The following is a 25244-nucleotide window of genomic DNA, read 5'->3' as shown; positions in this document are numbered from 1 at the left end:
TATTTAACCATTTATAAACGGATTGAGTTGCTCATCGTCAACTGTAGTGTAAGGCCCATGTCCAGGGAAAAGTGGCATATCACCCTCTAATTCAAATAATTTATCTTTTATTGAATCAATTAATGTTTCATAATCTCCCTTATAAAGGTCTGTACGACCGATACCATTTTTGAACAGAGTATCGCCAACAACAGCAAAGTCATTAAAAACAAAACTAAGACTACCTGGCGAATGACCTGGCGTATGTAATACTTTAAATTTAAATCCTTCAATCTCTGCAGGACCTTCTGATAAACTTAAGGGATTTGCGTGACTTTCTATTTTAGATAAACCATATTGTGTAAATTTAGATGAGCCATTTTTATCTGGATCAGTTAAAAAATCAAACTCATCTTTACTCATATAAACTGGAACCTGATATTTTTCAATAATATTATCTAATGCTCCGATATGATCATAGTGTGCATGTGTTAATAAAATTGCTTTTAAAGGTTTATTGATTTGATTTAATTTTTTTATTATTTTTTGACTTTCACTTGAGGGATCGATTAATATTACATTTTCTTCATTCTCAATGAAATACGTATTAGTATCAACTATTCCTAATGTTAAATTTGAAATTCGCATTATAATTCACCACTATGGTCTAGATGTTTTTGTACTGATTTTAATTTATCATTCATTTTTCTTGATTTATCTCGACGATCATCAATTCTAATATTTGTACAAACCCTATCTAACCCTTTATCAAAAGGTAATTCATGAATCGCTTGAATCACCTCAAAAAGGTCTTTCAAATCACCTTCGATTAATGTATTCATTGGTGTCAATTGATAATCAATTTTCCCTTGTTGTTTAAATTCATTTAACTTTGTTTGGATTTCAGCTATATATTTACTTACACTAGGTCCCTCTGTTCCTACTGGAATAACTACTACATCAACAATTGCCATTATTTAGCACCCTCTTTATCTATGATATATGTTTTGATAAGCCCAGCTGCACCAGTAATACCAGCGTCATTCCCTAACTTAGCTTGTACTATCTCAGTATTATTTTGAGCTGGAGTAAAAGTTAAATTACGGTATTCAGTTTTAATATTTTCTATAAGGATAAGTCCCGCTGTAGACATGCCCCCTCCTAGAACAATATATTTTGGATTACTAGTAACGCTAATGATACTGCATAAATAACCGATATAATTTGCCACTTTTTCAGTTATAAATATACAGAATTGATCGCCAGCTTTAGCCGCATCAAATACAGCTTTTGCAGTTACTTGGTTATCTTTAATAAGTTGTAAAATTGATGATTTAAACGTTAATTTAGGATAATAGAAATTAACTAAATTTACTACACCAGTAGCAGAAGCAACTGTTTCTATACAACCTGATTTACCACAATTGCATTGAAAACGTTGATCAAAATCAGCTCTTAAATGTCCAATCTCAGCGCCAGACCCATTGTGTCCATGTACAATTTCTCCATTAGAAATTATACCTCCACCTAGGCCGGTACCTAAAGTAATGGCTACTACATCATCAGCACCTTCGCCGGCACCTTTATGTTTTTCTCCCAAAGCAGCAACATTAGCATCATTATCAACATAAACTGGACAATTAACATATTGTTTGAAAATTTCTCTTACATTGACACTATCGGGCCAATGTAAATTAACAGCTCCGTATACAACTCCAGTATCAAAATCAACAGGCCCAGGAACACCAATACCGACTCCAACTACATTGTTAAAATCATATTTATATTCTGCAATCTTTTCAGTAAAAGAATTATAAATGTTTTTTAAAAGTAACTCACCAGTGTGGTCACTTGTATCAGTATCAATAGACCATTTATGCAATTGTTCTAAATCCTTGTCAAATATCCCCAATTTACAAGTTGTTCCGCCTATATCAGCAGCTAAAATAATATCTGTCATTACTTTTCATTCCTTCTTTGATTAATTATCAGTATACAATTTAGATATTCATCCTTCGTTAACAATTGATAACTATATAAGGATTTAATCTCTTGTATCATCATTTCATACATATCATCTGGATTTTTAAAATATATAATGAAACCATATGTTTTAAGTAATTGTAACACGTCATAAAAACTTTTAATTTTTCGTGTCATTAGATTTACTCAACTCTTTTTTTAAATTAACATATTTTTTATTATTAGGATTAATTGCTACAGCTTTTTTTATATATTTTAAAGCCTTTTTATCATCACTTAAAGAACGATTAGCTATAGCTAATTCATAATTAAGTACACCTGAATTTGGAAATTTTCTTAAACCTCTTTCCCATTCTGATACGGCCTCTGCTTGCGAACTCTTAGTTGCAGTAATCAAACCACTAAGGTAATATGTTTCATCATCGGCGTAATTATTATTAAGTGTTTGTTTTACAACATTTTTTGCTTCGCTATAATTACCTTTAATCATTTCATCCCGAATTAATTTATCATAGATATTATCCTCACTTATAGTAAATATTCTAATTTGTAAAATGATGAATATAAGTAAAAATACAATCAAAAATGACCAAAATAAAGAGCGTTGTGTTTTGAAATAATAGCCTATTAATGTAATTAATACACCACTGATAAATCCACCTAAATGTGCCATTATATTAATATTAGACATAAAAAGTGAAAAAACGATTAAAACAACCAAAGCAATTAATAACTGGCCAATCATTTTTTTATTAAAATTCTTGCTTAAATACATAATCACAAAAATAGAACCAATTAGACCAAATATTGCTCCACTAGCACCGACTGAAATTGTAGTCGTATTAAATGATAGAGAAACAAAATTTCCATATAATCCGGATATTATATAAATTATTAGCATTCGCCATGATCCAATGATTGATTCGACAATTTTACCAAAAATAAATAGAGAGAGCATATTCATTAAAATGTGTTCGAAATTAAAATGTAAAAACATTGACGAAATAAGTCTATACCATTCTCCGTGAACAACATTAAAATGAACAAGTCCACCTACTTCTAATAGTTTAACATCAGAAAATCGATTTAAGTATAAAATCATACATAACCATATCACAATATTAATTAAGATAAGTGTATATGTAATAGGGGTAAAACGTTGCATATGTTTATCAACAAGATTTTGTGTTAAAACTTTTCTTTTGTAATGAAGGTAAGTCCTTTTATCTTCATTATTAATTAGCATTTTTAAAAGTAAAAAGTTTATAGGGAGTGAATTTAAGCTTTGCTCATTGCTTATAATTTTAAATTTCAGTTTAATTGGTTTTTCTTCATTTAAATTTTCTTTTGAAAGCTCTTTATCCGTAAAATAATAAAATTCATAAGATTCAGGTATATAACCGATGAATTGTTGTATTTCTTCAGGTCGTTCCATAATTTTTGATTTATCAAACCTAATCTCTTGGGTAGATGTGACATCTTTTCTAAATACAACAATTGAATGTTTTCTCTTATGAGACAACCATATTTCATCGTCCTCTTTATCACGATAAATTACATTATAATTAAGATACCTAATCCAGTAGTATAAAGCCTTCCAATAAAGTTTATTAATATTCATTTATTCCTCCACCACTTTATTGTGATAAATAATTAATTGCTCTACAGGTTGATCGTGTGGTTCTATATTGAATTGGGCTAACTGAAAATCGTATAGTAAACTAACTGTATTACATTTATGTTGGCTCAGGAATCGGTCATAATAACCACCACCATATCCTATTCGATAGCCCAATTTGTCAAATGCAACCCCCGGTACTACAACTAAGTCCATTTTATTCGTTGTACCGACTGGGGAAATAGAATGATAAATACCTTTGCTATCTTTCTCGATATCCTCAATTGATAATAGTTGCTTAAAAGTCATGTCTTGCTGTTGATAATTTGTTTCAGGAACAAAAATTTTCTTATTATTGTTTAGCGAATGAGTAATAATTGGATATGTATTAACTTCATGAGGCATCGATAAAACAAAACCAATTGTGTTAGCTTTGCGATAAGCTTCACTTTGATATAATTTCTTAGCCAACCATTCATCAGCCAAATATTTTTGTTCTTTGTCGTAAGATTTCATCTTTTTAATTATATTTCTACGTAGTCCTTTTTTATCCATTTTATTCACCCATTTCGTTCACTTAACATTATAACGTTTATAGTTACTAATGTCATTAAGTTGGTATTTAATGATAAAAAAAGTAAATGAAAAATCCCTTCAAAGTTTTCACTTTTATAAGTGGTTACTTTAAAGGGATTAAATCGATTTTATATTGTCATGTACAAATTTTAAAAAATTTATTATTTAGTTTCACGATGTAAAGTATGTTTGTTATCACGTGAACAATATTTTTTCATTTCTACACGTTCAGGATTATTTCTTTTGTTTTTTGTTGAGATATAGTTTCTATCTCCACATTCTGTACAAGCTAATGTAACGTTTACGCGCATGAGTTTCTCCTCCTTACCTTTTCAAAATACGACTTTTTTATTATACCAATTACTTAACTAATTGCAAAGTATAATTTCGTGATTAGTTGAGTTGACAATTTAAATTAATCTTCTTTCTCTTCGTTATTAGATTGAGAGTCATCTTTTTTATTATCCTTATCTTTAAAATAGTAGTTGATTACGTCTCTACCTAAATCTCCACCATTTAACCAAGGTGGTGGAACAGGTTGATTTGTATAGACAATTGAAAAAGATAATTTAGGATCATCGACGGGTGCATAACCGATATATGTTGAGTTAACTCTAGGTTCTCCGTCTTGAAAAACTTCAGCAGTTCCTGTTTTACCAGCTGAAGGTACTACAGTATTTCTAAAACTAGCATAACCTGTACCTTGCTTTTCATTGAAAGCCATTTTGAAGCCTTCTTGAACTTCTTTAATTTCGTCATTTGAGTTATTTACCTTATTTAAAACATTACCCTTAATTTTACGTTTTAATGGACCAGTTTCATCTTTATTAGTAGATTCATAAATAGACAATCCAATATGTGGTTGAATTCTATAGCCATCATTAGCAATAGTTGATACGTATTGGGACAACTGAAGTGGTGTATATGTGTCGTATTGTCCAATAGCTAAGTCTAAATAGTTACCAGGATTATTAGTTAAGGGTTCTATTTGGCCTGGCGTTTCGTTCGGTAAGTCAATACCTGTTTTTAAGCCAAGACCTACTTGATTTAACCCTTTACGCAATTTACGACCAGCATCTGCTATATTATTAGGTAATGACATACCTGAAGTATAGGGGTCACCTGCTAATTTAAGTGCGGTTTTAAACATGTATACGTTTGATGAATGCATAAGTGCTTGTTTATCATCGATAGATACATGACCATTTTTATTAAAATAAGAACGCTTAGTTAAACCACCTTGGAATTTTAATGGCTCATCTACCATAGTTTCTCCAACATTAATAGCTTTATTTTGGTATCCAGCTAATAATGTTCCTCCTTTTACTGAAGAACCTACTGTGTATTGAGCTGTAAAGTTGCCGATATCATAATCTTTGAGTTTACCTTGCTTATCAATTTGCTTTCCTGCAATAGCGAGAATGTCTCCATTTTTAGGATTTTGGACAACCATTAACGCATTGTCCATATCCTTAGCACCTTGACTACGTAATTTAGAAATTTGTTTTTCTAATAAAGATTCTACTTTTTTCTGTAAATCAATATCTATAGTTAATTGTAAATCATGACCTCTTGAGCCAGGATTAAGTACTTCTGAACTTATTACTCTTCCAGATTTATCAGTTGTATATTTCATTTGTTTCTTCGTGCCTTTAAGAACATCTTCGTATTGATATTCAAGATAAGATTTACCGACCCGATCATTTCGTGAATAACCTTTTGATAAATATTGTTCAGTTAATTCTTTAGGTATACCTTCAGTCGAAGTCGACACATCTCCAAATATGCCTCTTAAAGTATCACCGTATGGGTATTTTCTATCCCAATCCATTGTAGTATTTACACCAGGTAATTTAGAAAGCTGTTGTGATACGGCTGCATATTCTTTCTCGCTTACGTCTTCATTTTTAATTGTTTGAGGATCTAGAGTTGACCCAGCGTTCATTTCCCGATAAATTGCTAAAACTTGCAAATCTTTTTTAGTTAACTGTTTTAATTGTTTTTTTCCTATTTTATCTCTAAGTTGGGTATCAAATTGGTCTTGTGAAATACTGCCATCCTCTAACATTAATTGTTCTTTTCTCATTAACTTTTTAGCAGATGACGGATACATTTGAATCCAAAAATCCTTTTTATCTCTCTCAGTAATTTTATCTGTATCCATTTTAATTAAATCTGTCAGTTTCTTAGCAGTATTTAACATTTCCTTTTGTGATGTTTTACGGTTTCTAGTGTATGTAATAGACATCTTTGAAGCATTATCAACTAGTACTTTGCCATTTCTATCTAGTATTCGGCCTCTTGGTACTGATTCATTAACAGTTATGTTTTCATCGTTTTTGATTAATTGTTTGTAATGAGATCCTTGTGCTATTTGTAAATAACCTAATCTCAATACGACTATAGCAAAGATAAATACTATAAATCCAAATATGAAATTGATTCTTTTATTCATGGTGTTTCTCATTTTTTCATCATTTGATTTTTCTTTTAATCTTTTTAGCAAAACAACCTACCTCTATTCAAAGTCTCTCATACAAATGATATATGATATTAGATTATTTTTCTATCATTTTAACAAAAAAGAAGCGCAGAAAAATTCCTTTATCAATTGATAGTCAAATTTATAAATATACTTTTAAACAATAATCAATAACAAAAATTTTTACATCGGTTTCATCAGTATTGTAATTCAAACTAAATGTATATACTTTTATGTTCATTTAGATTTTAATAAAAATGGATATTAAGTAATGAATCTCATTTCTCACGTGTTGTAGATAGTATATAGTTATATATGTAATTAGCCCTTAGATGCAAATCATCTAAGGGCTATGACAATAAATATAAGGTATTGTTCAAACTGATTTTTAGAATTTTTATGTTCTAAAGTTATTTAATATTGATTATTTAGTTGCATTATATAATTCATTAACTTTTTCCCAGTTAACAACATTCCAGAATGCATTGATATAATCTGGGCGTTTATTTTGATATTTAAGATAATAAGCATGCTCCCAAACATCTAAACCTAAAATTGGTGTTTTTCCTTCAGTAATTGGATTATCTTGATTTGGTGTTGTAACAATTTCTAATTGTCCATTGTTTACAACTAACCAAGCCCATCCTGAACCAAAGCGTGCTGCAGCTTTATCTGCAAATTCTTTTTTAAATTCATCTAAAGAACCCCATTGTTCTTTAATTTTATCTACTACTTCACCTTTTTCTTCAGAATTTGGTGATAATAGTTCCCAGAACAATGAATGGTTAAGGTGACCACCGCCATTATTACGAACAGCTGTTTGAATATTAGATGGCACACTATCTAAATTAGCAACAATTTCTTCGATTGATTTAGCTTCTAAATCTGTCCCTTCAACTGCTGAATTTAATTTTGTAACATATGTGTTATGATGTTTGTCATGATGAATTTCCATAGTTTGTTTGTCGATGTGTGGTTCTAATGCATCATATGCATAAGGTAAATTTGGTAATTCAAAAGCCATAAATAATCATCCTCCTAAATTGTCTATAACTATATCATAACAAGTAGATTTATAAGCAACAAAGAATATGCTTTCAAAAAAGTTTTAATTATTAAATTATTTTCCCGACTCACACGACAATTAAACAAAATTGTTAATGTGAATCTTGTTAATATTTTTCTAAACCTACTAATTGATATACTATAAATATATCTCAAATTTGTGAAGATTAAACATAAAAATGCATAAATTTTAATAAATACGACCAATGGCCTATAATTAATAAAAAGAACCTCAGTTATTGTCACTAGGTTCTTTTCCTACTAATCATGAGTATTCACTTTATGCTAAGAATTAAATATTTAAAATTCGATGATTGAAAATCTTAAATTTAAATGATGAAATGTGCCAGTATTATAATCCGAATGATATTTTAGTTTGCTTTACGTTGACATTCTTCACAAATACCATACACTTCTAATTTATGAGTATGAATATTTACATTGGGTAATTGACTTTTAATCTTTTCTATTGGACAAAAATCAATCACTTTAGTTTCTCCGCAATTTTCGCAAATAAAATGATGATGGTGATGATTTGTGCATGCGATTCTGAATTTCATTTCTCCATCTAATTCGGTACTCTCTATAATGCCTAAATCTTTAAATAAATGAAGATTTCTGTATACAGTATCAAATGATATTCCAGGATAGTCTTTATCCATTTGTTGTTGAATATGTTTAGCATTTAAATATTTATCCTCTTTAACAAAGATATCTAGCATATCTTTACGTTTATCAGTATATTTAAGTCCGTTTTCCTTTAAAACTTTAATTGCATCATTTGTATTCATTCTTAAACGACTCCCTTTTTAAACTTAATTTTTAACTTCTGAATAATCATCGTTAGTATGAGCATTAATACCAATAGTACAACAATGACGCCACCAGGTGATATATTCATATAAAAAGCTATAATTAATCCTAGAATTACAGATAATTCTCCTAATATAACACTTAATGCTATTAATTGTTTAAATCCTTTAGTTATTCTCATTGAAATTGCTATAGGAAGAGTTATTAACGCGCTTACTAATAATATACCTACAACTCTCATTGATGCAGATATTACCATAGCAACAATTACTATAAATAAAAATTGAATCCACTTTGGTATACCTATGACCTTACTATATTCTTCGTCAAATGATAAAATAAACAATTCTTTATAAAATAAAACAATAAATATGAGAACAATTATTGTAATGATAATAATTGTAGTTAAATCACTAATATTTACTGCACTAATTGATCCAAATAGTAGGCCTACGATTTCTTGATTAAAACCATCTGCTAGAGAAATAAAAATAGCACTTAGAGCAATACCAGCGCTCATTATAATAGGAATTGCAATTTCTTGATAATTAGAAAACGAAGTCCTTAATTTTTCAATTAATAACGCTCCAATAACAGCAAAAAGAATACCAAACCACATAGGGTTTATTACTGAGAAAACGGGAATAATGGTAAGCAAAAACATACCAAAGGAAATACCACCTAATGTCACGTGGCTTAAAGCGTCAGCAATTAAAGATAGTCTCCGAACTACAATAAATGCACCTATTAATGGTGCGATAAAGCCAATAAGCAGACCGCTAATCAAAGAATATCTAATAAAATCAAAATTTAATAACGCATCTATCAAAAGTTACACTTCCTCTTTGTTTCTAATATAAATTTATTCATTTCCCTCATTACAACATGTTCGGTTGTGTTGATGATCAACAAATTGAATAGGATGACCATAAATTTTTGAAATTTCAACTTCATCTAAAGACTTAAATGCTTCTGTGGAACCGTGGAAATGAAGATGTTTATTTAAACATGCTACTTCAGTAGCGGTATCTGCTACAACGCCAATATCGTGAGTGACTAAAATTATTGTAATCCCCTGTTTTTTTAATTTATCAAGTGTATCGTAAAATTTGCTTACATGTTTTGCATCAATTCCGTTTGTAGGTTCATCTAACACTAGCACACTTGGGTCTGAAATAAGTGCTCTAGCAATAAGTACACGTTGTTGTTGACCACCAGATAGTTCAGCTATATTTTTATTTATTAAATGAGATATATTTAATCTCTCTAATACCTTTGTGACTTTTTGATAGTCATTTTTATTAAATCTTTGAAATAATTTTTTTGTTTTAGTCAGACCACTTAAAACAACTTCCTTTACACTAGCTGGGAAACCTGCATTGAAGGCAGAAGCTTTTTGAGAAACATAGCTAATTTTCAATGAAGATTTATTACCTTTAAATGGTTTTCCATCAACAATTATCTCGCCCTTTTGTATAGGCAATAGCCCTAGTATAACTTTTAGTAAAGTAGATTTGCCTGCCCCGTTCGGACCAACAATTGCTAAAAATTCTCCCTGATTAATTTTGATATTTATGTTCTCTAATACATGCTTATTATCGAAATAATAATCTAAATTTCGTAATTCAAAAACTGGTGTTGTCATGGTTTTCACCTCGCATATAACTATACAACTTATTAATTTTTATGTAAATAGTAATGTTTACGACTATTTTAAATTACATATAGTTTTGCTTGTTCTATAATTAGTCTAGTGACTTTATAGTCGCAATTAAAACGATGTTATTTTTATTTAACATGATGAAATAATTAAGCCATTCACTGAATGAAAAGACGATGAATGGCTTAATTTTATAAATATTTTATTGAGTTAAAATTTTGTTTTTGAGTTCTGGATCAAATTTTTGTGATTTTAACATGTCTATTTCTAATTTATACGGTGGTTTTTTATTTTTTTTATCTTCACCAACATATGGAGTTTCTAATATTTTGGGAATATTTTTAAAAGTATCATGATGTACTACGTAATTAAGTGCATCAAAGCCAATATGACCAAAGCCGATATTTTCGTGACGATCCTTCTGTGCACCTCTTAGGTTTTTACTGTCATTAACATGTACTACTTTAATTCGATCTACTCCAATTATGCTGTCGAATTTTTCTAGTACACCATCGAAATCTTCTTTGACGTTATAACCGGCATCATGAGTGTGGCACGTATCAAAACATACTGATAAGCGATCATTATGTGTAACACCATCAATTATTTGAGCAATTTCTTCAAAAGATCTCCCTACTTCTGTTCCTTTACCCGCCATAGTTTCAAGTGCTATTCTTACATCATTATCATGTGTGAGTACTTCATTAAGTCCTTCAATAATTTTTTGAATTCCTTTATCTACACCTGCTCCGACATGCGCTCCAGGATGCAGTACAATATCTTTCGCTCCGAGCGCTTGAGTTCTTTCGATTTCTTTTTGTAGAAAGTCGACTCCTAAATTAAATACTTCAGGTTTGGTTGTATTTGCAATGTTAATGATATATGGTGCATGTACAACGATATTTGATAAGCCATATGTTTTCATTGCCTGCTGGCCTTTTTCGATATTTAAATCTTCAATATTTTTACGTCTTGTATTTTGAGGCGCACCTGTATAAATCATAAATGTAGATTCACCATATTTATGTGCTTCTTCTGCTGACCCTTGCAGCATTTTTTTGCCACTCATTGAAACATGTGATCCTATTAACATTCATTTCACCTATCCTTTATTATTTTTTCGTTTTTGTCTATTTTGCTTTTTACTATACTGCTTTCTTTCTTGACGTTTCATTTTTTCAACTTCTTGTTTAAACTTCTTTTTATAGCCTGGTTTAACTTTACATTTTGATTTACTTCTTACTTTGTGTTTAACTTCATTTGTTAAATGGTCATCTTTGCGCTGTCTTGATTTACGCATATTGTATGCCTTTATCGGTTTTAATTCACCATTCTTAATATCTACATTTTCAAATTTATAACCTCTGTCTTCAATAAGAGTAATATTACTTTCTTCATCAGGACTATATAATGTAATGGCTACACCTTTATAATTACCTCTTCCTGTTCGACCTACGCGATGTGTGAAGAAATCGATATCATTGGGTACATCGAAATTAATAACATGACTTACGCCTTCAATATCTATTCCTCTAGAAGCAAGATCGCTTGCAATGACAAATTGAAAATCTAAATTTCTTATTCTTTTCATTTGTTGTTTACGTTCTCTTGGTGTTAAACCACCATGAATCATACCTATTTTAATTCCTTCTTTATTTAAAGTGTCTGCCAATTCATCGGCATTTTCACGACTGTTACAGAAAATAATACATAGATAAGGATTCAATATATCTATCAATTCCAATGTTTTATCTACCTTAGCAGAACCTTTTGTAGGAATTAGATAAAATTCGATATTTTCTTTATTATGAGCTTTGCCATCAACTTCTACAAATTCTGGTTGACTTAAATATTTATTTAAAAATGGTTGTAATGATTTAGGTATTGTTGCACTAAATACCGCTAGATGAGCATTTTCATCATCTAATCTCGCTGCAATATGGTCAACATCTTCAATGAGACCGAGGTCAATCATTAAATCAGCTTCATCTATAATTAAATATGACGCTAAATGTGCATGAAGATAACCTGAATGTGCTAAATCATTAATTCTTGTTGGTGTACCAATAATGAGTTGTGGTTGATGGCTACATCGTTGTTTATCTTTTTCTAAATCGGTACCACCAATGAAAAGTTTTACATTTATACCTTTTTTGAATTTTACTAAATGCATAGCAACTTGATATAGTTGCTGAGCAAGTTCACGTGTTGGAGCTACTACGATGGCTTGTGGCTCTTGAATGTCACTTTCTATAAGTTGAATTAATGGTAAAAGAAAAGCGTGTGACTTTCCAGTTCCAGTTTGAGATTGTCCTATTAAATTTGTTCCTTTAAGAATTCTCGGTATGATTCTATTTTGGATTTCAGTCGGTTTTTCAAAATTGAGATTTTTAACAGCTTCAATTAAATTCTCATCTAAATTAAAGTGTTCAAATGGATGTTTTGACATAATTTGTTCTCCTTTAAATGTTTATCAATAACATTTATTTATATTTAAATGGATCTGTGTTGATTTCAGAAGCATATATTGGAAATTGATTTTCATATTTAAATAACCATTTTTCTAATAATTCTTTTAATCCTTCTTTCATAACATACTCACTATAATGATTGATGTCTAATAAATTTACATTTTGGATTTTAGCATCTAAAGCATCATGGTGTTTAATATCACCAGTAACAAAAACATCTGCTCCAAGTTGGCTAGCTTTATACTCAAATCCTATACCTGAACCACCTATGATAGCTACTTTCTTAATTGGACTATCATGTTGACCTGTATATCGTACGCTCGGTATATTGAGCTGTTTTTTGGCATATTCAGAAAATTCATCTAAAGTCATAGTTTGGTTTAATTGTCCAATAATCCCTAATCCATACTCACTTTCTTTGTTCATTTTAATAAAATCAAAAACTGGTGTTTCGTATGGGTGATTATCTAAAATAGCACGTTTAGTTATTTCTAATTCATTGTCTTTTATCATAAACTCAAGTTTTATTTCATCAACATATTCGATACTATCTAACTTCCCTATATAAGGACTTGCATCACCTACTGGTTTAAATTGCCCTTTACCTTCACTTTCAAAGAAACAATATTCGTAATTACCTTCTTTAGCTAATCCAAGTTCGTTTAAACTGTCTTTGAAATCTTCAATATAATTTTTAGGTATAAAAGTTTGAACTTTGTAATAATATGAGCTATTTGTATTAATCATTGATATGTTCTCTAAACCTATTTGATCCGCTAACATTCGATTGACACCTTTAGGATTTACATCAAGATTAGTGTGTAATGCTATAAGATTGATATTATTTTGGATAAGTTTACGAATTATACTACCATATCCATCTTCAACGATACGTTTTACTCCTTTGAAAATAAGTGGATGATGAGCAATGATGGTATTGGTATTAAGTTCAATTGCTTGGTTAACAACATCATCGGTGCAGTCGAGTGTTGTCAGAATACCTGTAATATCTAACTTATCATTACCAATTAATAATCCTACATTATCCCATGATTCAGCTTGATGAAATGGAACGTGATTATTTAAAACTTCCATCAGTTCACTAATTTTCATTAATTAACACCTCTTGTATTAAGTTAATTTCATCTTCTATTTCTTTTAGTCTCTCATGATGTGATGTTGAATTCAATTGGGATTTTATATCACGCAGTGCTTCTAACTCTCTTTGCCATTTTTTTTGAAAAATGTTATTACATTCTCTAAGTAAAAATGGTCCGAATTTTTCTTGTAATATATTTAATTTAACTAAGTTATTATTAAACTCAGCTACCACGATTTCATATATGTGACCCTTTTCCTCAATGATTCTTTCATCAACGATTTCATATGAAAGTTTATTAAGAGTTTGTCTTAATGCTTGAGTTTGTATGTTGCTTTGTAGTATGAGTCTTGGATGGTTAACTAATTTATCTTTTCCATCGTTTAATATTTTTGCAATTAATGGCCCTCCCATACCACAAACAGTTATATTATCAATTTGGTCTTCTGAGTTTATAACGCTTAGACCATCGCCTAGACGTACATCAACCTGTTGATTTAATTCATAATTTGCAATATTTCTTTTAGCAGCCTTATAAGGTCCTTGAATCACTTCTCCCGCTATTACTTTTGTGCATAAGTCGTTTTGAATTGCATATATAGGTAGATATGCGTGGTCTGAGCCAATATCAGCCAATGTTCCTCTTTTAATAAATGAGCATACAATTGATAATCTTTGGTTAAGGTTAATCATTTTTAAACTCCTTATATGTATTAAAAAAGAGTAGGATAGAATTCAGTAATAAGAAATTTGAATTCACTATCCCACCCTTCTTTAGTGTGATGATTTAGTTAAACGACATTACTATTAATTAATAATTCAAACGCCAATGTCTTATTCCTTTAATTTAATCCATGAAATCTTTAAGACGTTTACTTCGACTAGGATGTCTTAGTTTTCTTAAAGCTTTTGCTTCAATCTGACGAATTCTTTCACGTGTTACACCGAATACTTTTCCAACTTCTTCTAGTGTTCTTGTTCGTCCATCATCTAAACCAAAACGTAAACGTAAAACATTTTCTTCTCTGTCAGTAAGTGTATCTAAAACATCTTCTAATTGTTCTTTTAACAATTCGTATGCTGCATGGTCAGATGGACTTTGAGCTTCTTGGTCCTCAATGAAATCTCCTAAATGACTATCATCTTCTTCACCAATTGGCGTCTCTAATGAAACGGGTTCTTGTGCAATTTTTAAAATCTCTCTGACTTTTTCTGGTGGTAAATCCATTTCTTCTCCAATTTCTTCAGGAGCCGGATCTCTTCCTAAATCTTGCAATAATTGACGTTGAACACGAATCAATTTATTAATCGTTTCTACCATGTGTACTGGTATTCGAATTGTACGTGCTTGGTCAGCAATTGCTCGTGTAATAGCCTGTCTAATCCACCAAGTGGCATATGTTGAAAATTTAAATCCTTTGCTAAAATCAAACTTTTCCACAGCTTTAATTAAGCCCATATTACCTTCTTGAATCAAATCTAAGAATAACATTCCACGACCAACATATCGTTTAGCAATACTAACAACTAAACGCAAGTTTGCTTCGGCTAATCGTGATTTAGCAATTTCATCACCTTGTTCAATTCTTTTTGCAAGCTCAATTTCTTCTTGAGCACTTAAAAGATTAACTCTACCAATTTCCTTTAAATACATACGCACTGGGTCATTGATTTTGACACCAGGAGGGGCACTCAAATCATTAGGATTGATTTTATCATCCGTGTCAGAACTATCTTTTTCATTAACAAGTGTAATGTCATTGTCATTCAATTGGTCGAAGAAATCATCCATTTGATCTGAGTCCATTTCAAAATTTTGCAGTTTTTCAGCGATTTCTTCGTGACTTAAATGACCTTCTTTTTTTCCTTTATCAATTAATTGTTTTTTAACATCTTCTAGTGTTAAAGTCGGATCAATTGTTTGCTTTTTAATTTTAACTTGGTTGTCAGACATGAAAAGGCCTCCCGATTTTAGTAAATACTGATAATCTATTAATAATTATATATTATATCAATTTAATATGATTTGTATATTCTAAATAATCACTAGATTACACTGAGTAAGTGAAAATCAAGTGATATTACCTTAAATAAGCGGTGTTCAATTGAATAAATATACACTTTTGAAGTTCTGATATAACAAATTTACCCGATAAATAATTAAAGTAACCATATTCGATTAACTACTCTTGAATTTTAAATTAAATCCTTTTAAATATTGCTTTTACATTCGATTTTTATTTTTGTTAACGATAAGTTGCAAATAATATTTTTGTAATTCTGAATCTCCAATACGCGATGCTTCCCTTAATTTATAATTCAAACTTTCTAAGGAATCTTCGTTATTATTATTTTTAATAATTTGAATATAGTCCTCTATTTCGTTTTCATAAGGTTCATCATTTAGATGATATTGATCTAATTCAATAAGAACTTCTCTCAATTCATTAGATTCAATATATTGCATCATATCGCTAATTGTATAATAATCATTTTTTGAATAATAGTCGTACAAATAACTAAATATACGCTTTAAATAGCTATTTGTAAAGTCTTCTGGCACAATTTTTTGATAATAATTCAAAAAAGTATCTTTATCTTTCGTTAAATGCTTAATTAAAGCTCTTTCTGCTTTCTCATTTTTAGTCAGACGACCGAGTATTAATTGTTGTTTGCTTGGCTCATCTTGAAAAGTGGGATAAGTGTTCGACGACATCTGATGTTGATAAGTTGCATCTAACTCATATTGAATGGTTTCTGGATTAACTTTAAATATATCAGCTATGTTTTGAATAAGTTTATTACGAATGATACCTGAATTGACTAAAGAAAGGTCTCGCACAGTTTCTTTAAAATGTTTTTCGTATGCAAGATCATTATGATTAATCTCATTTTGATACATTTTAACTTTAAATAGCACAAATGATTGTTTGTCTTGTTGAACAAATTTTAAGAATTGTTCGTTATCATATTTTCTAATATAGTCATCAGGATCCATACCTGAAGGTAGTTGAACCACATACACATTTAAGCCTTGATTCAACAGTGCTTGTCCAGTTTTTAGAGTAGCTTCTTTACCAGCATAATCACCATCAAACATTAATGTTACATTTTGCGTTAGTTTTTGTAAAAAAGTAATATGTTCTTGTGATAACTGTGTACCCATACTAGCGACAACTTGTTTTAAACCAGCATAATCTGATTTAATTACATCCATGAAACCTTCTAATAAAATAATTTCATCTTGCTTTCGAATAAATTTACGTGCTTTATTTAAATTATATAAAATTCTACGCTTCTGGAAAATAGGTGTTTCTGGACTATTTAAATATTTTGGTTCTTGATCAGTATATGTCCGTCCTGAATACCCAACAATTCGTCCTTGTCCATTCTTTAATGGAAACATAATTCTATTTCTAAATCTATCAAAATATGTGAAATTCTCTTCATTACGAGATAACAAACCCGCTTCAAATGCTAGTTCTATATCATATCCTTTTTTTTCAAGAAAATCATGACAAAAATGTGAGTTATCAGGTGCATATCCAATTTCTCTTTCTTTAATAAGGTCATCCGTAAAGCCGCGTTCATGTAAATAATTTAGGGCTTCCTCACCTTCAACTGTTTTCATTAAAGCATAATGATAATAATCTTTAATGAGTTCATGCATCTCAATCATTTTCAACTCATCAGACGCAATTTTTGTCGAGGAATTTGTTTGGTTCTGCCCGATATCAACTTGAATATTAACTCGTTCACCCAAGTCCTTTACAGCTTCAACAAATGATACGTCTTTAATTTCTTGCGTAAATTGAAAAACATTACCACCTTTTTTACATCCAAAACAATGACAAATTTGTTTATCTTCTGAAACTGTAAATGAGGGTGTTTTTTCATCATGAAAAGGACACAAACCGATATAATTGCGTCCTCTTTTTTCAAGTTTTACATATTCACTAACTAAATCTAATATATCAGTTTTATTTTTTATTTCATCAATGACGGATTGATCTATACGCAAAAGACATCACCTATCAATATTCATAATTGCTAATTGTTTATTTTTATGTGGTTGCTAAAAGAATGAAGGAATATATTTCAAACATTAAATACCACCTATAAAATACATTTATTTCTATGGTAGCAATCTTATTAAAGTTCTATTATTATACCTTCAATTTATTGGAAAAGAAATCATTTCGATTTATTTTGTTCGATAAAATGAATAATATCATTTGCTGTTTCTTCAATGGCTTTATCTGAAACGTCAATAACAGGACAACCAATCTTATCGACTAACTTTTCAAAGTAATCTAATTCTTCCTGAATTCTTGCTTCAGTTGCATATCTAGCTTTGTCACCTAATCCTAATTGTTTTAATCTCTCTTTACGTATACGATTTAATTTTTCTTCACTAATTTTTAACGCAATACATTTTGATGGATCAACATTAAATAAACCGTCTGGTGGAGTCACTTCAGGTACTATTGGAATATTCATTACTTTATAGCTTTTATGTGCTAAATATTGAGATAAAGGTGTTTTTGATGTTCTTGAAATGCCAAGTAACACAATATCTGCTTTCGGCAATCCTTTAGGATCTTTTCCGTCATCGTATTTAACAGCAAATTCGATTGCATCAATCTTTTTAAAATAAGCATCGTCCAATCGGTGAACCATTCCTGGTTCATAATAAGGTGTTTCTTCAATAGAATTCGATAACAATTCCATTAGTGGACCCATGATGTCAACAGATTTCAATGCATGTTCATTGACTTTTGATATCATATACTTTTTAATTTCGGGTTTTATTAATGTATAAACAATGATTGCATTCGTATCTTTAGCAACCTGAATCACTTCATCAACATTTTCAAATGATTCGATATATGGATATCGAAGGAATTCATGCTTACATTGTTTAGGGTTGAATTGTGAAACGCCTGCTCTTGCAACGAGTTCCGCAGTTTCACCAATTGAATCAGAGGCAACAATTATCTTTATATTATCCATGTACTTACCACCTATTCTTTAAATAATGAAACGAATAATTTAGTGATTGTTGTTTTAGAGATGCGACCTATTACTTCAAATTTGTCGTTTTCTTTAGGTCTAACAATTGGTAATGAATCTATCTCTTTATCAATCATTTGATTTGCAGCATAAATAACGAGTTCCTGTTCTTTTAAATATGAAACATGAGGCATTCTAGTCATATTTACACTGATAGGCATTGTATGTATGTCCTCACCAATCATTGAGGCACGAAGTAAGTCTTTCCTAGAACATACTCCTACAAAATCGTTATTCTCATTTGTAATAAATAATGTACTGACATCTTCTAAAAAGATGGTACATATAGCATCATAAACAGTCATGTTTTCTTTTATGACAACAGGATGCGACATATAATCTTTTACAACATATTTTCGTAATTTTTCGTTTATGATTTTATTTTTAGATTTACCAGAATAGAAATAACCTACTCGAGGACGTGCCTCTATAAAACCAGACATCGTGAGTATAGCCAAGTCAGGACGTAATGTAGCACGAGTTAAATTGATTTTTTCAGCTATATGCTCGCCCGTGATAGGTCCTTCCGATTTAACAATCTCTATTATTTGTTCTTGTCTTTGACTTAATTCTATAGGTCTTCACCCCTTTTTAATACTTACTCATTATAACTTTTATTTTCAATTGCTACAAATACATATAAACACTTGCTATTAAAAATTATTTCAATTAGAATTATTAATAAGCGAGTTAAGGATGGTGTGAGCTTAACAAATATATTTTGGCATATGATTAAATTTTTATAAAAGCGAGTGTTTACACTAATTTGGGTGGAACCGCGGGTTGAAAAGTAAATAAACACATGTTATTACAACAATGTGTTTTAAATAATTTAAACTCGTCCCAAGATAATATTGCATAATCTATGTGTATTGTCTTGGGGCGTTTTTATGTATAAGGAGAGGCTTTTATGGTTAAAAATATGGATACAATTGTACAACTTGCGAAGCATAGAGGATTTGTATTCCCTGGTAGTGATATTTATGGTGGATTATCGAATACATGGGATTATGGTCCGTTAGGTGTTGAATTAAAAAATAATATTAAAAAAGCTTGGTGGCAAAAATTTATTACGCAATCACCTTACAATGTGGGTATTGATGCTGCGATTCTTATGAATCCAAAAACATGGGAAGCATCAGGACATTTAGGAAATTTTAATGATCCTATGATTGATAATAAGGACAGTAAAATTCGTTATCGTGCAGATAAATTAATCGAAGATTATATGCAAAATGAAAAAGGTGACGAAAACTTTATAGCAGATGGCTTAAGTTTTGATGAGATGAAAAAAATTATAGATGATGAAGGAATTGTTTGTCCGGTCAGTAAGACTGCAAACTGGACCGATATCCGTCAATTTAATCTTATGTTCAAGACTTTCCAAGGTGTTACTGAAGATTCTACTAATGAATTATTTTTACGACCTGAAACAGCTCAAGGTATTTTTGTGAACTATAAAAATGTTCAACGTTCTATGCGTAAAAAATTACCTTTTGGTATTGGTCAAATTGGTAAATCATTCCGTAATGAAATCACACCAGGAAACTTTATTTTCAGAACAAGAGAATTCGAACAAATGGAACTTGAATTCTTCTGTAAACCTGGCGAAGAAATTGAGTGGCAAAATTATTGGAAAACTTTTGCAAGTGAATGGTTAACAGATTTAAACATCTCAGAAGACAATATGCGCCTTAGAGATCATGATGAAGATGAATTATCACACTATTCCAATGCTACTACTGATATTGAATATAAATTCCCATTTGGTTGGGGTGAATTATGGGGTATTGCGAGTCGTACAGACTATGATTTAAGACAACATAGTGAACATTCAGGTGAAGATTTTAAATATCACGATCCTGAAACAAACGAAAAATACATTCCTTATTGTATTGAACCATCTCTTGGTGCAGATCGTGTGACTTTAGCATTTTTATGTGACGCGTATGCTGAAGAAGGTGTTGAAGGTAGTAAAGATGCACGTACAGTTATGCACTTCCACCCTGCTTTAGCACCATATAAAGCGGCAGTATTACCATTAAGTAAAAAATTATCAAGTGAAGCTATTAAAATTTTTGAACAACTAAGCTCTAGCTTTGCAATAGACTTTGATGAATCACAATCTATTGGTAAACGTTATCGTCGTCAAGATGAAATAGGTACACCATATTGTATTACTTTTGATTTTGATTCATTAGAGGACAACCAAGTAACAGTGCGTGACAGAGATAGTATGGAACAAGTACGTATGCCTATATCAGAACTTGAAACATTTTTAGCTGAGAAAGTTAAATTTTAGTTTACTATTTAGTTATAAGTAAAAATTTTGAATACGAATAAAGCTCCTATCTTAAGTTTTAACAACAAAAGATAGGAGCTTTTTATTGATAAATTTATTTTAAGATCTTTCATTATAATAGAAATCTTTTTACAATGAATCTTTTTCTAATCTATTTAATTGGTTTATTAATTTTTGACTTTTAAAAAACATACCAGCATACTCACGATAAAGCATGATAAGTAGTTCAGACATTTCATTTAATATGTCTTGCTGAATATTTAAATGATTCATCTTACTTATAGGTAATTGCTGCAGGATATTAAGAAGATATAAGGTGCGATTAGAGAGATGAAAAGCATGTTGATCCTGATATAATGCAGATTCTGAAATAGCACCGTCAAATTTAAAACTATACGCTATAAGTTTTGATTGATCTTGAATGCCGGTAATTGCACAGTGATCAAATGAAGCTGTGAATCCAAATTTAGACATATTTTTTAATAAGACGATTACAGACATTAATTGTGCAGGGGTTCCTTCGTTAATTTTGGAAAGAACAAATTGAAGTAAGTCATAATTATATTTTGAAACCTCATTCTCTTCCATTGATCGGTCAATTGTTTCAGCACATAAAGATGCATAGCTACTTTCAAATAAGTCGAGTTGGAGTTCATAATGTTGATTAATCACATCAACAGAATTTAGTGTTCCCATGCCTCGCCATTTATTATATATAAATAAGCCATATACGAAAAGCTGTGTATTTGCTTGAAGTCCAGACTTAACTTTTTTTGCTCGTCTGGCCATTAGTGGTATTTTAGCTCCGTATTCATTTAAAATTGTAATAATTTTGTCTGATTCACCATAATCAACAGATTTGATAATGATGCCCTTTTGTTTCATTAGCATCAGTTGATCACCAACCTTCTATTGATTAATCTTGATCTTCAACATATCCAATTTGTCTTATAAAATTAACCTTATTTCTCCAATCACGTTGTACTTTCACCCATAATTCAAGATAAACTTTCGAGCCAAGTAACATCTCGATATCTCTACGTGCACGTTTACCCACTTCTTTAAGCTTTTTACCACCTTTACCTATTACTATACCTTTTTGTGAATCTCTTTCAACATAAATTGTCGCCTCAATACGTACTCTATCTTCATCCTCTTTAATCATACGATCGACATTGACACCAATTGCATGTGGAATTTCTTCACTAGTCAAATGTAGAATTTTTTCTCTAATGATTTCACTCACCACAAATTGCTCAGGATGGTCTGAAATTTGATTGTCAGGATAATATTTAGGCCCTTCTGGTAAAAAAGATTTTAATACATCAATAAAATGATCAACATTCAACCCTTCTAAAGCAGAAATTGGAATTATGTCTGTAAAATCCATATATGACTGATATTGTTCAATTTTTGGCATCAATGTATCTGGATGAACCAAATCAATTTTATTTAAAACTAAAAATATAGGTGTTTTGACGTTTTTTAGCATTTCCATTATATACTCGTCTCCTCTACCTATATCTTCATTTACATTAACCATAAACATAATAGCATCAATTTCAGAAAGTGTGTTTTTAGCTACTCTCATCATGTAATCTCCCAATTTATGTTTAGGCTTATGGATACCAGGTGTATCGATAAAGATGATTTGAGCATCATCTCTTGTCATCACACCTTGTATTTTATTTCTAGTCGTCTGAGCTTTATCTGACATAATAGCAATTTTATGTCCTATTACTCTGTTTACAAAGGTAGATTTACCTACATTAGGTCTACCGATAATTGAAACAAATCCTGATTTATGTTCTGTCATTAATTTAAATCCTTTCCAGAAAATCCTAATGGTAATAATTCATCAACTGTAGCTTCTATCATATCTCCGTTTTGATTGGTCATATATACAGGCATATCTTTATCACAAAGTTCCATCATCACCTGGCGACATGCGCCACATGGGGATGATGGTTTATCAGCATCGACAGTAACTGTAATGGATTCAAAATCACCTGGTTGATAACCTTCTGATATAGCGCTTACTAAACTTGATCTTTCTGCACATATTCCCATCGGATATGCAGCGTTCTCAACATTTGCTCCATAAAAACATCGACCATCTTTCGTCTTTAAATAAGCACCAACTTTAAAGTTACTGTATGGTGCGTAAGCATTTTTTTGTGCCTCTCGGACTTCTTTAAAGTAGTGTGATTGATAACTCATTACATTCCTCCCTTAAATATTTCTAATATATATGGTAAAAAAACGATTAACCCAATACATATTGAAACGATTGAAACGATGACAACACTAAACGCAGCTATATCTTTAGCGTATTTTGCATATTCATGATAGTCAGTTGTAATTAGGTCAACAACAAATTCAATTGAGGTATTAATAGCTTCAAAACTTAAAACAAGTCCTATAGCTACGATGATTAATATCCAATCTATACGATCAATATTTAACACAAATCCTAATATGATAATAATTATGGCCGCTAAAATGTGTAATAAGAAATTTTGGTCTTTTTTTAAAATTGCGCAAAAACCCTCATATGCATATTTAAAACGTTTCATATTAATTTCTAGTTAGACCAAATTCGTTTAGTATAGCATCTTGTCGACCAAACATTTCTTTTTCATCATTATCATTCATATGATCATATCCTAGCAAATGTAAAAAGCCATGTAATGCTAAAAATCCTAATTCACGCTCAAATGAGTGTCCGTAGCTTTCTGATTGTTCTTTGGCAACATCTGTACATATAATAATATCACCTAGAACACGTGGTATATCAAAGTCATTGAAATCTATTTCTGGTTCATCTTCTTCTAGAGCAAATGAGATGACATCAGTAACTTTATCTTTGTCGCGATATACTTTATTTATATTTTGAATTTCATCTTTATCTACAAAAGTTACTGACAATTCGGCATCATTATGAATATTTTCTTTCTTCTTAGCGAATGTTAATAATTGATCTATTTGGTCAAACCAAGACGTTTCTACTAGACCTGTATGGTCACTAAAATCTATAGTAAACATTTATTCAACTCCTTCATAACGATTAATAATTTTACTTACAAGTGGATGTCTAACTACATCACTTTGATCCATTTTCATGATACTTATGCCGCTGACACCACTTAGTTTTTTTACCGCTTCTTTCAAACCACTTTTTACACCTTTTGGTAAATCGATTTGAGTTTGATCACCAGTGACAACCATTTTTGATCCAAATCCTAAGCGGGTAAGAAACATTTTCATTTGTGCATGTGTCGTATTTTGAGCTTCATCTAATATAACAAATGCATCATCTAGGGTTCTACCTCTCATATATGCTAATGGCGCAATTTCTATTACACCTCGTTCGATGAGTCTTTGAGTTTGCTCTCTACCTAAAACAGTATTTAACCCATCGTAAAGAGGTCTTAAATATGGATCTACTTTTTCTTTTAAATCGCCTGGTAGAAATCCTAGAGATTCACCTGCTTCAACAGCAGGTCTCGTTAGAACAATACGCTTAACAGATCCTTTACGTAGTTGTTTAGCCGCATATACGACTGCTAAAAAGGTTTTACCAGTTCCAGCTGGACCAATGCCAAATACTAAATCATTACGTTTCATAGCATTAATATATATACGTTGTCCCATAGTCTTAGCACGAATTGTTTTACCATAAGCATCTTTTGTAATTTCTTCATCGTATAAATCTAATAAATGATGAATTGTATTATTGTCGGCCATTTTTATAGCAGCTTCTACATCTTTAAGCGTAATTGTATTACCTAATTCAATTACTTTAAGTAAATTCTTTAGAACTAATTCTGCTTTTTCAACATGCTCTATTTTTTCACCTTTAACAGCAATTTCTTGACCTCTAGCATGTATTACGACATTAAAATGTGCTTCAATCGCTTTTAGGTTTTCATCGTTATTTCCTATTAAAGCTTGAGATTGATTAATATCGTCAATTTGAATTATTCCTGGCATAAACGCGCTCCTTTTCAAGTTACGTAAATTTAATGTTTCATCAACATGAGATAAATTTCATAATATAAATTTTAGCTTGATACATCAATATTGTATCATGCTTGCTATAAATAAATGTTGAATTAAACTC

Annotated in this window: 26 protein-coding genes and 1 pseudogene; 1 reads left to right on the top strand and 26 read right to left on the bottom strand. The window is 30.6% G+C overall.

Going from position 1 to position 25244, the window contains the following annotated elements; genetic code table 11:
* Positions 1-3 precede the first annotated feature (3 nt).
* The 20 genes and pseudogenes from HMPREF2576_RS03750 to HMPREF2576_RS03655 all read right to left on the bottom strand — a co-directional run bounded on the left by HMPREF2576_RS03750 (position 4) and on the right by HMPREF2576_RS03655 (position 19394).
* Positions 4-627 (bottom strand): MBL fold metallo-hydrolase, encoded by a 624-nt coding sequence (locus HMPREF2576_RS03750; protein WP_001831016.1) that lies wholly within the window; start codon positions 625-627, stop codon positions 4-6.
* Positions 627-953 (bottom strand): MTH1187 family thiamine-binding protein, encoded by a 327-nt coding sequence (locus HMPREF2576_RS03745; RefSeq protein WP_001831234.1) that lies wholly within the window; start codon positions 951-953, stop codon positions 627-629. Before HMPREF2576_RS03745 ends, HMPREF2576_RS03750 begins: the two co-directional genes overlap by 1 nt.
* Positions 953-1939, bottom strand: coding sequence for an ROK family glucokinase (locus tag HMPREF2576_RS03740; RefSeq protein ID WP_001831113.1), 987 nt, complete (start codon positions 1937-1939; stop codon positions 953-955). The genes HMPREF2576_RS03745 and HMPREF2576_RS03740 overlap by 1 nt, the downstream gene beginning before the upstream one ends.
* The gene (locus HMPREF2576_RS03735; RefSeq protein WP_001831138.1) at positions 1939-2139 is read right to left on the bottom strand and encodes a YqgQ family protein; all 201 of its coding nucleotides are present in this window, start codon (positions 2137-2139) and stop codon (positions 1939-1941) included. Before HMPREF2576_RS03735 ends, HMPREF2576_RS03740 begins: the two co-directional genes overlap by 1 nt.
* Positions 2123-3583, bottom strand: coding sequence for a rhomboid family protein (locus HMPREF2576_RS03730; protein WP_001832757.1), 1461 nt, complete (start codon positions 3581-3583; stop codon positions 2123-2125). Before HMPREF2576_RS03730 ends, HMPREF2576_RS03735 begins: the two co-directional genes overlap by 17 nt.
* Positions 3584-4135 (bottom strand): 5-formyltetrahydrofolate cyclo-ligase, encoded by a 552-nt coding sequence (locus HMPREF2576_RS03725; RefSeq protein WP_001831001.1) that lies wholly within the window; start codon positions 4133-4135, stop codon positions 3584-3586.
* Positions 4136-4317: 182 nt separating this feature from the next.
* Positions 4318-4467 carry a 50S ribosomal protein L33 gene (gene rpmG, locus HMPREF2576_RS03720; RefSeq protein WP_001830957.1) on the bottom strand — a complete coding sequence of 50 codons (150 nt, stop codon included), beginning with the start codon at positions 4465-4467 and terminating at the stop codon, positions 4318-4320.
* Positions 4468-4571: 104 nt separating this feature from the next.
* Positions 4572-6662 carry a peptidoglycan D,D-transpeptidase FtsI family protein gene (locus HMPREF2576_RS03715; protein WP_002456490.1) on the bottom strand — a complete coding sequence of 697 codons (2091 nt, stop codon included), beginning with the start codon at positions 6660-6662 and terminating at the stop codon, positions 4572-4574.
* Between the two features lie 400 nt (positions 6663-7062).
* Positions 7063-7662 carry a superoxide dismutase gene (locus HMPREF2576_RS03710; protein ID WP_001831217.1) on the bottom strand — a complete coding sequence of 200 codons (600 nt, stop codon included), beginning with the start codon at positions 7660-7662 and terminating at the stop codon, positions 7063-7065.
* Between the two features lie 412 nt (positions 7663-8074).
* Complete coding sequence (locus HMPREF2576_RS03705) at positions 8075-8494, bottom strand: Fur family transcriptional regulator (RefSeq protein ID WP_001831164.1); 420 nt, start codon at positions 8492-8494, stop codon at positions 8075-8077.
* A 2-nt stretch (positions 8495-8496) separates the two neighbouring features.
* Complete coding sequence (locus HMPREF2576_RS03700; RefSeq protein WP_001831102.1) at positions 8497-9345, bottom strand: metal ABC transporter permease; 849 nt, start codon at positions 9343-9345, stop codon at positions 8497-8499.
* Positions 9346-9378: 33 nt separating this feature from the next.
* Positions 9379-10177: pseudogene (locus HMPREF2576_RS03695) on the bottom strand (metal ABC transporter ATP-binding protein).
* A gap of 201 nt (positions 10178-10378) precedes the next feature.
* Positions 10379-11269, bottom strand: coding sequence for a deoxyribonuclease IV (locus HMPREF2576_RS03690; protein ID WP_002456488.1), 891 nt, complete (start codon positions 11267-11269; stop codon positions 10379-10381).
* Between the two features lie 9 nt (positions 11270-11278).
* Positions 11279-12625: a DEAD/DEAH box helicase gene (locus HMPREF2576_RS03685; RefSeq protein WP_070856459.1), complete on the bottom strand. Its 1347-nt coding sequence runs from the start codon at positions 12623-12625 to the stop codon at positions 11279-11281.
* A 34-nt stretch (positions 12626-12659) separates the two neighbouring features.
* Positions 12660-13760: a Nif3-like dinuclear metal center hexameric protein gene (locus HMPREF2576_RS03680; RefSeq protein ID WP_001831093.1), complete on the bottom strand. Its 1101-nt coding sequence runs from the start codon at positions 13758-13760 to the stop codon at positions 12660-12662.
* On the bottom strand, positions 13750-14439 hold the full coding sequence (locus HMPREF2576_RS03675; protein WP_002468796.1) for a tRNA (adenine(22)-N(1))-methyltransferase: 690 nt from the start codon (positions 14437-14439) through the stop codon (positions 13750-13752). The genes HMPREF2576_RS03680 and HMPREF2576_RS03675 overlap by 11 nt, the downstream gene beginning before the upstream one ends.
* A gap of 154 nt (positions 14440-14593) precedes the next feature.
* Positions 14594-15700 carry an RNA polymerase sigma factor RpoD gene (rpoD, locus tag HMPREF2576_RS03670; protein ID WP_002440071.1) on the bottom strand — a complete coding sequence of 369 codons (1107 nt, stop codon included), beginning with the start codon at positions 15698-15700 and terminating at the stop codon, positions 14594-14596.
* Positions 15701-15970: 270 nt separating this feature from the next.
* A complete protein-coding gene (dnaG, locus tag HMPREF2576_RS03665) occupies positions 15971-17767 on the bottom strand; it encodes a DNA primase (protein ID WP_001831005.1) in 1797 nt (598 codons plus the stop codon).
* Between the two features lie 173 nt (positions 17768-17940).
* A complete protein-coding gene (locus tag HMPREF2576_RS03660; protein WP_001831146.1) occupies positions 17941-18759 on the bottom strand; it encodes a pyruvate, water dikinase regulatory protein in 819 nt (272 codons plus the stop codon).
* Between the two features lie 11 nt (positions 18760-18770).
* Entirely contained in the window at positions 18771-19394 is a 624-nt protein-coding gene (locus HMPREF2576_RS03655) for a transcriptional regulator CcpN (RefSeq protein WP_010959185.1), read from the bottom strand.
* 335 nt (positions 19395-19729) lie between these two features.
* On the opposite strand from HMPREF2576_RS03655, the gene HMPREF2576_RS03650 reads away from it, so the two are divergent.
* Positions 19730-21121, top strand: coding sequence for a glycine--tRNA ligase (locus HMPREF2576_RS03650; RefSeq protein ID WP_002456487.1), 1392 nt, complete (start codon positions 19730-19732; stop codon positions 21119-21121).
* Between the two features lie 129 nt (positions 21122-21250).
* Here HMPREF2576_RS03650 and recO read toward each other — a convergent pair whose 3' ends face one another.
* The 6 genes from recO to HMPREF2576_RS03620 are packed head-to-tail and all read right to left on the bottom strand — an operon-like array spanning position 21251 to position 25114.
* Complete coding sequence (recO, locus tag HMPREF2576_RS03645) at positions 21251-22012, bottom strand: DNA repair protein RecO (RefSeq protein WP_001830983.1); 762 nt, start codon at positions 22010-22012, stop codon at positions 21251-21253.
* A gap of 25 nt (positions 22013-22037) precedes the next feature.
* The gene (era, locus tag HMPREF2576_RS03640) at positions 22038-22937 is read right to left on the bottom strand and encodes a GTPase Era (protein WP_001831081.1); all 900 of its coding nucleotides are present in this window, start codon (positions 22935-22937) and stop codon (positions 22038-22040) included.
* Positions 22937-23341: a cytidine deaminase gene (cdd, locus tag HMPREF2576_RS03635; protein WP_001830967.1), complete on the bottom strand. Its 405-nt coding sequence runs from the start codon at positions 23339-23341 to the stop codon at positions 22937-22939. The genes era and cdd overlap by 1 nt, the downstream gene beginning before the upstream one ends.
* On the bottom strand, positions 23341-23697 hold the full coding sequence (locus tag HMPREF2576_RS03630; protein ID WP_001831257.1) for a diacylglycerol kinase family protein: 357 nt from the start codon (positions 23695-23697) through the stop codon (positions 23341-23343). Before HMPREF2576_RS03630 ends, cdd begins: the two co-directional genes overlap by 1 nt.
* A 1-nt stretch (position 23698) precedes the next feature.
* On the bottom strand, positions 23699-24166 hold the full coding sequence (gene ybeY / locus HMPREF2576_RS03625; RefSeq protein WP_001831142.1) for an rRNA maturation RNase YbeY: 468 nt from the start codon (positions 24164-24166) through the stop codon (positions 23699-23701).
* Positions 24167-25114: a PhoH family protein gene (locus HMPREF2576_RS03620; protein WP_001831049.1), complete on the bottom strand. Its 948-nt coding sequence runs from the start codon at positions 25112-25114 to the stop codon at positions 24167-24169.
* Positions 25115-25244 lie beyond the last annotated feature (130 nt).

This window comes from Staphylococcus sp. HMSC063F05 (assembly GCF_001837075.1).
Classification (GTDB): domain Bacteria; phylum Bacillota; class Bacilli; order Staphylococcales; family Staphylococcaceae; genus Staphylococcus; species Staphylococcus epidermidis.
Note: the sequence above shows the minus strand (reverse complement) of the source record. Positions and strands in the feature narration are given on the sequence as shown.

What these genes read in the sequence shown, in the direction of transcription:
- HMPREF2576_RS03750 (WP_001831016.1), bottom strand. Translation starts at nt 627, where the DNA reads ATGCGAATTTCAAATTTAACATTAGGAATAGTTGATACTAATACGTAT.
- HMPREF2576_RS03745 (WP_001831234.1), bottom strand. Translation starts at nt 953, where the DNA reads ATGGCAATTGTTGATGTAGTAGTTATTCCAGTAGGAACAGAGGGACCT.
- HMPREF2576_RS03740 (WP_001831113.1), bottom strand. Translation starts at nt 1,939, where the DNA reads ATGACAGATATTATTTTAGCTGCTGATATAGGCGGAACAACTTGTAAA.
- HMPREF2576_RS03735 (WP_001831138.1), bottom strand. Translation starts at nt 2,139, where the DNA reads ATGACACGAAAAATTAAAAGTTTTTATGACGTGTTACAATTACTTAAA.
- HMPREF2576_RS03730 (WP_001832757.1), bottom strand. Translation starts at nt 3,583, where the DNA reads ATGAATATTAATAAACTTTATTGGAAGGCTTTATACTACTGGATTAGG.
- HMPREF2576_RS03725 (WP_001831001.1), bottom strand. Translation starts at nt 4,135, where the DNA reads ATGGATAAAAAAGGACTACGTAGAAATATAATTAAAAAGATGAAATCT.
- rpmG (WP_001830957.1), bottom strand. Translation starts at nt 4,467, where the DNA reads ATGCGCGTAAACGTTACATTAGCTTGTACAGAATGTGGAGATAGAAAC.
- HMPREF2576_RS03710 (WP_001831217.1), bottom strand. Translation starts at nt 7,662, where the DNA reads ATGGCTTTTGAATTACCAAATTTACCTTATGCATATGATGCATTAGAA.
- HMPREF2576_RS03705 (WP_001831164.1), bottom strand. Translation starts at nt 8,494, where the DNA reads ATGAATACAAATGATGCAATTAAAGTTTTAAAGGAAAACGGACTTAAA.
- HMPREF2576_RS03690 (WP_002456488.1), bottom strand. Translation starts at nt 11,269, where the DNA reads ATGTTAATAGGATCACATGTTTCAATGAGTGGCAAAAAAATGCTGCAA.
- HMPREF2576_RS03685 (WP_070856459.1), bottom strand. Translation starts at nt 12,625, where the DNA reads ATGTCAAAACATCCATTTGAACACTTTAATTTAGATGAGAATTTAATT.
- HMPREF2576_RS03680 (WP_001831093.1), bottom strand. Translation starts at nt 13,760, where the DNA reads ATGAAAATTAGTGAACTGATGGAAGTTTTAAATAATCACGTTCCATTT.
- HMPREF2576_RS03675 (WP_002468796.1), bottom strand. Translation starts at nt 14,439, where the DNA reads ATGATTAACCTTAACCAAAGATTATCAATTGTATGCTCATTTATTAAA.
- rpoD (WP_002440071.1), bottom strand. Translation starts at nt 15,700, where the DNA reads ATGTCTGACAACCAAGTTAAAATTAAAAAGCAAACAATTGATCCGACT.
- HMPREF2576_RS03660 (WP_001831146.1), bottom strand. Translation starts at nt 18,759, where the DNA reads ATGGATAATATAAAGATAATTGTTGCCTCTGATTCAATTGGTGAAACT.
- HMPREF2576_RS03650 (WP_002456487.1), top strand. Translation starts at nt 19,730, where the DNA reads ATGGTTAAAAATATGGATACAATTGTACAACTTGCGAAGCATAGAGGA.
- recO (WP_001830983.1), bottom strand. Translation starts at nt 22,012, where the DNA reads ATGCTAATGAAACAAAAGGGCATCATTATCAAATCTGTTGATTATGGT.
- era (WP_001831081.1), bottom strand. Translation starts at nt 22,937, where the DNA reads ATGACAGAACATAAATCAGGATTTGTTTCAATTATCGGTAGACCTAAT.
- cdd (WP_001830967.1), bottom strand. Translation starts at nt 23,341, where the DNA reads ATGAGTTATCAATCACACTACTTTAAAGAAGTCCGAGAGGCACAAAAA.
- HMPREF2576_RS03630 (WP_001831257.1), bottom strand. Translation starts at nt 23,697, where the DNA reads ATGAAACGTTTTAAATATGCATATGAGGGTTTTTGCGCAATTTTAAAA.
- ybeY (WP_001831142.1), bottom strand. Translation starts at nt 24,166, where the DNA reads ATGTTTACTATAGATTTTAGTGACCATACAGGTCTAGTAGAAACGTCT.
- HMPREF2576_RS03620 (WP_001831049.1), bottom strand. Translation starts at nt 25,114, where the DNA reads ATGCCAGGAATAATTCAAATTGACGATATTAATCAATCTCAAGCTTTA.